The 5,110-nt window shown below is 63.4% G+C and carries 5 protein-coding genes; 2 read left to right on the forward strand and 3 right to left on the reverse strand.

Annotation, left to right across the window (positions count from 1 at the left end; translation table 11 throughout):
• Positions 1–314 precede the first annotated feature (314 nt).
• The gene (gene typA, locus EN781_RS25345; protein WP_126057573.1) at positions 315–2,144 is read left to right on the forward strand and encodes a translational GTPase TypA; all 1,830 of its coding nucleotides are present in this window, start codon (positions 315–317) and stop codon (positions 2,142–2,144) included.
• A 56-nt stretch (positions 2,145–2,200) separates the two neighbouring features.
• Here typA and EN781_RS25350 read toward each other — a convergent pair whose 3' ends face one another.
• Positions 2,201–2,827, reverse strand: coding sequence for a DUF1062 domain-containing protein (locus tag EN781_RS25350; protein WP_126057574.1), 627 nt, complete (start codon positions 2,825–2,827; stop codon positions 2,201–2,203).
• Between the two features lie 417 nt (positions 2,828–3,244).
• Between EN781_RS25350 and EN781_RS25355 the strand changes: the two genes are divergently transcribed.
• Positions 3,245–3,859 carry a LysE family translocator gene (locus EN781_RS25355; protein ID WP_127400439.1) on the forward strand — a complete coding sequence of 205 codons (615 nt, stop codon included), beginning with the start codon at positions 3,245–3,247 and terminating at the stop codon, positions 3,857–3,859.
• Between the two features lie 4 nt (positions 3,860–3,863).
• Here the strand turns inward: EN781_RS25355 and EN781_RS25360 are convergent, their stop codons facing one another.
• Together EN781_RS25360 and EN781_RS25365 are read right to left on the reverse strand one after the other, a co-directional pair.
• On the reverse strand, positions 3,864–4,187 hold the full coding sequence (locus EN781_RS25360) for a YciI family protein (protein WP_126057576.1): 324 nt from the start codon (positions 4,185–4,187) through the stop codon (positions 3,864–3,866).
• A 148-nt stretch (positions 4,188–4,335) separates the two neighbouring features.
• On the reverse strand, positions 4,336–4,923 hold the full coding sequence (locus EN781_RS25365) for a peroxidase-related enzyme (RefSeq protein ID WP_126057577.1): 588 nt from the start codon (positions 4,921–4,923) through the stop codon (positions 4,336–4,338).
• Positions 4,924–5,110 lie beyond the last annotated feature (187 nt).

Raw genomic sequence — 5,110 nt, forward strand, 5'->3', positions numbered from 1 at the left:
AAAGCCGGATTCCCCTGGAGCGTCGCGGCGGACTGCGCCCCGCCAACCGCCAGCAGAACGGCAAGCGTTGCCCATGCCACGGTTGGACGCAATCTGGTGAGTTGATCGGTCATGGGAATCGAACTGCCTGGACCCCGAAAGGTTCCGCCCTGGTGAATTGATACATTTGACGCAAAGACGCTTAACAATTGGTAACCACATATTTGGGTACGAGCCTCCCCTTTCGCAAATGCGAAAAACCCTGTATGAGCCGCGCAACCGAAAAAGGCGGCGCCTCTGGGCCTGCTGCCCGCAACGCTCCCGAGACCAGACACATGAACCTCCGCAATATCGCGATCATCGCGCACGTCGACCATGGAAAAACCACCCTCGTCGACCAGCTCTTGAAACAGTCCGGCGCCTTCCGCGACAACCAGCGCGTCGCCGAGCGCGCCATGGATTCCAACGACCTCGAAAAGGAACGCGGCATCACCATCCTGGCCAAGGCGACTTCGGTCGACTGGCATGGCACCCGCATCAACATCGTCGACACGCCCGGCCACGCCGATTTCGGCGGCGAGGTCGAGCGCATCCTGTCTATGGTGGATTCGGCGATCGTGCTGGTCGATGCCGCCGAAGGGCCGATGCCGCAGACCAAGTTCGTCGTCGGCAAGGCGCTCAAGGTCGGCCTGAAGCCGATCGTCGTCATCAACAAGATCGATCGCCCGGACGCCCGCCACGTCGAGGTGGTCAACGAGGTGTTCGATCTCTTCGCCGCGCTCGACGCCACCGACGAGCAGCTCGACTTCCCGATCCTGTACGGTTCGGGCCGCGACGGCTGGGTCTCGGAAAACCCCGAAGGCCCGAAGGATCAGGGCCTGGCGCCGCTGTTCGATCTCGTCGTCAAGCACGTGCCGGCGCCGACGGTGCATCCCGGCCCGTTCCGCATGATCGGCACCATCCTGGAAGCCAATCCCTTCCTCGGCCGCATCATCACCGGCCGCATCGAGTCGGGCTCGCTGAAGGCCAATCAGGCGGTCAAGGTGCTGCACCATGACGGCACCCAGATCGAGACCGGCCGTGTCTCCAAGATTCTCGCCTTCCGCGGCCTCGAGCGCCAGCCGATCGAAGAAGCCCAGGCGGGCGACATCGTCGCCATCGCCGGCCTGTCGAAGGGCACCGTCGCCGACACGTTCTGCGACCCGACGGTGACCGAGCCGCTGCATGCGCAGCCGATCGATCCGCCGACGGTGACCATGTCCTTCCTCGTCAATGACAGCCCGCTCGCCGGCACCGAGGGCGACAAGGTGACCAGCCGCGTCATCCGCGACCGCCTGCTGCGCGAAGCCGAGGGCAATGTCGCGCTGAAGATCGAGGAATCGCCGGAAAAGGATTCCTTCTTCGTCTCCGGCCGTGGCGAATTGCAGCTTGCGGTGCTGATCGAGACGATGCGCCGCGAAGGCTTCGAGATCGCCGTGTCGCGGCCGCGCGTCGTCATGCAGAAGGGCGAGAACGGCGAGCTGCTGGAGCCGGTCGAGGAGGTCGTCATCGACGTCGACGAGGAGCATGCCGGCGTCGTCGTGCAGAAGATGTCGGAGCGCAAGGCCGAGATGGTCGAGCTGCGCCCGTCCGGCGGCAACCGCCAGCGCCTGGTCTTCCATGCCCCGACACGCGGCCTGATCGGCTACCAGTCGGAGCTCTTGACCGACACGCGCGGCACCGCCGTGATGAACCGGCTGTTCCATGCCTATGAGCCCTACAAGGGCGAACTGCCCGGCCGCACCAATGGCGTGCTGATCTCCAACGAGCAGGGCGAGTCGGTCGCCTATGCGATGTGGAACCTGGAAGACCGCGGCCCGATGGTCATCGATCCCGGCGTCAGGGTCTATCAGGGCATGATCATCGGCATCCACAGCCGCGACAACGACCTCGAGGTCAATGTTTTGAAAGGCAAGAAGCTCACCAACATCCGCGCCGCCGGCAAGGACGAGGCGGTGAAGCTGACCCCGCCGATCCGCATGACGCTGGAGCGCGCGCTGGCCTGGATCCAGGACGACGAGCTGGTCGAGGTAACGCCGAAGACGATCCGGCTGCGCAAGCTCTATCTCGACCCGAACGAACGTAAGCGTTTCGAGAAGTCGGCCAAGGCGGTCGGCGCGGCGTAAGGTCTTCGCCTGAGCAATCATCGAGGGAGGGAGCACTGCTCCCTCCCTTTTTCGTTTCACGCGCCGGCAGCGGCGACGATGGTGTCGCGATCCGGTTCGTCGCTCAGATCGATACGGATGGCCATGCCGTCGCGCGGCGGCCTGCGCAGCGCCCTGGCGCCATCAAGCTCGACGCAAAGCTGCCGCCGCTCCTCCCAGGCCTGAAGCCGCGAGCGCGAGACGCCGAGTTCGCCAGCCAGCAACCGGTCGAGCCGCAAGGGCACAGGCATTTCCAGAGTGAGCCGCAGGTCCAGCACGGTCGTATGTTCCGGCCGGCGTTCCAGCACATACCTTTCAATGGCGACGTCTGGGAACTCCTCGATGCGTCCGACGTGGCTCCTCAGTACGGCGGCATCGAAGGCATGACGCCGGGCCAGCGCCGGGTCGTTGCTTTCGAGTGCCGCAAGCAGCGCCGGCTCGATGTCGTGGCGGCTGCGGCGCTCGAAAATGGCGAAATTCCAGGAATTGTCGCAGTCGACGCAGCGGTAGATCAGCCAGGCGTCGATGCGCTTGCCGTTGGCGTTGACGCGGAACTTGCCGCTCGATCGATACGGCCTGAGGCCGCGGCAGCGATTGCAGTTGATGAGAGGTCGAGGCGCGATTTCGGGCGCGATCGCCCAGCGGATACGCAAAAGTCCGGACATGCCGAAAGCCCTTCCCGTCGGGAAGTTCGCCAGGTCGGCGATGTCGAGTTGCCCGGGCGGGCACGGCGTGGCTGGAGAGCTGCGGCTTTAAGGAAATCAGGCGTCGCGCAGCGCGCGACAGGTTCAGCAATGCCAAACCGGTCTCGAACCGCCGCCTGAGGAACACATGAAATGATCGGGACGCCGCAACTGCAGCGCCCTGTGTTTTCAGGAGAGTTGACGAGACCGGCGGTTACTGAGGCAAAGTGAAGCTCGAAATGAATGTCGGGGCGGCTCTTCTAGCCGCGGCCGACGGGAACGGCAAGGCGGCAATTGTCGAGATCGGCGCCCCGCCCGACCGAAGCGATTGCTTGTTCTTTGCCAATGCTGCCGTTGCTGGCTAGATTGGCGGCCAAACCTCGATCGGAGATTTTGGCCATGCATATCACCTCGCTGCTGATCTTCGCTGCCGCGCTTTTCGTGGCCGCCGGTTCGCCCGGCCCGTCGATCGCCGCCCTTGTCGCAAGGGTGATCGCGAAGGGTTTTCGCGACGTGTTCCCATTCCTGCTCGCCATGTGGATCGGCGAGGGCATCTGGCTGTCGCTGGCAGTGTTCGGGCTGGCCGTGGTGGCGCAGACCTTTCATCTCGCCTTCGTCGCCGTGAAATGGGCGGGCGTCGCCTATCTCGCCTATCTGGCGTGGAAGATGTGGACCGCACCCGTCGAGGCAAAGGAAGGCGAGATGCCGCGCGAGGATTCGCCGGCAAAACTGTTCTTCGCCGGCATGGCGGTGACATTAGGCAACCCCAAGATCATGATGTTCTACCGGGCGCTGCTGCCGACTATCATCGATCTCGCCTCGGTCAGCGTCGTCGGCTGGATGGAGCTGACGGCGACCATGGCGGTGGTCCTGGTCGCCATCGATCTTGCCTGGGTGCTCGCCGCCGCGCAGGCGCGCAAGCTTCTGAAGAGCAAGCGGGCGATGAAGATCGCCAACCGCGTCAGCGCCACCACCATGGCAGGGGCCGCCGCGGCCATCGCTGCCCGTTCCTGAACGGCTACATCATCTCGATGATAGGCGCGATCTCGACGCTGAAGGCGGGATTCATCAGGATCGGGCAATCCTTGGCTTTGGCGACGGCATCGTCGATATCCCTGGCTTCGACGACGGTGTAGCCGGCGGTCGGATTGCTGCCGCCATTGTTCTCGACCTTGCCGCTGGGCAGCACCGTTTTCGACATGCCGACCGGATTGCCGCCGTCGACCACGGCCGAGCCGAGCTTGCCGTACCAGCCGTTCCAGGCATCCATCGCCGCCTTCCGCTCGGCTTCGTCGGTCGGCATCTTGCCGGAGCCGTGATAGACATAGAGAAACTTCGCCATGTTCTCCTCCCTTGATCGGCGGCAGCGAACCGGCATGCGGCCGTGCCGCTAGCGACATGCGGCTATGCCGCAATCGTTGATCATCGGACCAAAACAGCGAAGAAGCAATGCGAATGCGCGATGCCAATAACTGAGGTGACCAGCCCGGCTATCTTGCCATGGCGTGGTATTCATCGTTCGGTCGCATGTCGACGGCCGCGGCCACGCGGTTCGACATGTTGAAGAAGGCGGCGGTCGAGGCGATGTCCCAGATGTCGCGGTCGGAAAAGCCGGCCTTGCGCAAGGCGGCGCGGTCCGCCTCGATGATCTTCGCCGGTTCCTCCGTCAGCTTGACGGCGAATTCGAGCATCGCGGTCTGCTTGGGTGAGAGGTCGGCGGCGCGGAAATTCATCGCCGTCATCTCGCCGAGGGAAGGATCGCCCGAAAGCTGGCGCACCGCCGCGCCATGCGCGGTCAGGCAATAGTAGCAATGGTTGATCGAGGAGACGACGACGGCGATCATCTCGCGCTCCAGCTTCGACAGGCCGGACTCGCCCAGCATCAAATCGTTGTACATGTCGGTGAAGGCGCGCAGCTTCTTCTCGTCGAAGGCATAGGCTTTCAGCACATTGGGCACCAGGCCGAGCTTTTCCTCGCATTTGACGAAATAGGCTTTCGTCGCCTCGCTGAGTTCAGCCTGGGCGAGGTCGAGCGCGGTGATCTTGCCGGTGGTTTTGGCGGTCTTCCTGGCGCTCATTGGGCTCGTCCTTCTCATTCGCTGCCGATTTGCGATCAAAATCCCGAAGAATCTTTGCAAGCCGTCAAACCTTTGTCGCCAAATGGCGGTCATCTGCTACCATAATCGCAAAAGCATGTGACGGGAGGGACTTCGCATCATGGCCAGCCTCAAAACCGCAAGCCAGCCGAAAAAGACGGTTCCAGCA

The sequence above is a fragment of the Mesorhizobium sp. M4A.F.Ca.ET.090.04.2.1 genome, from assembly GCF_003999085.1.
Lineage (GTDB): Bacteria > Pseudomonadota > Alphaproteobacteria > Rhizobiales > Rhizobiaceae > Mesorhizobium.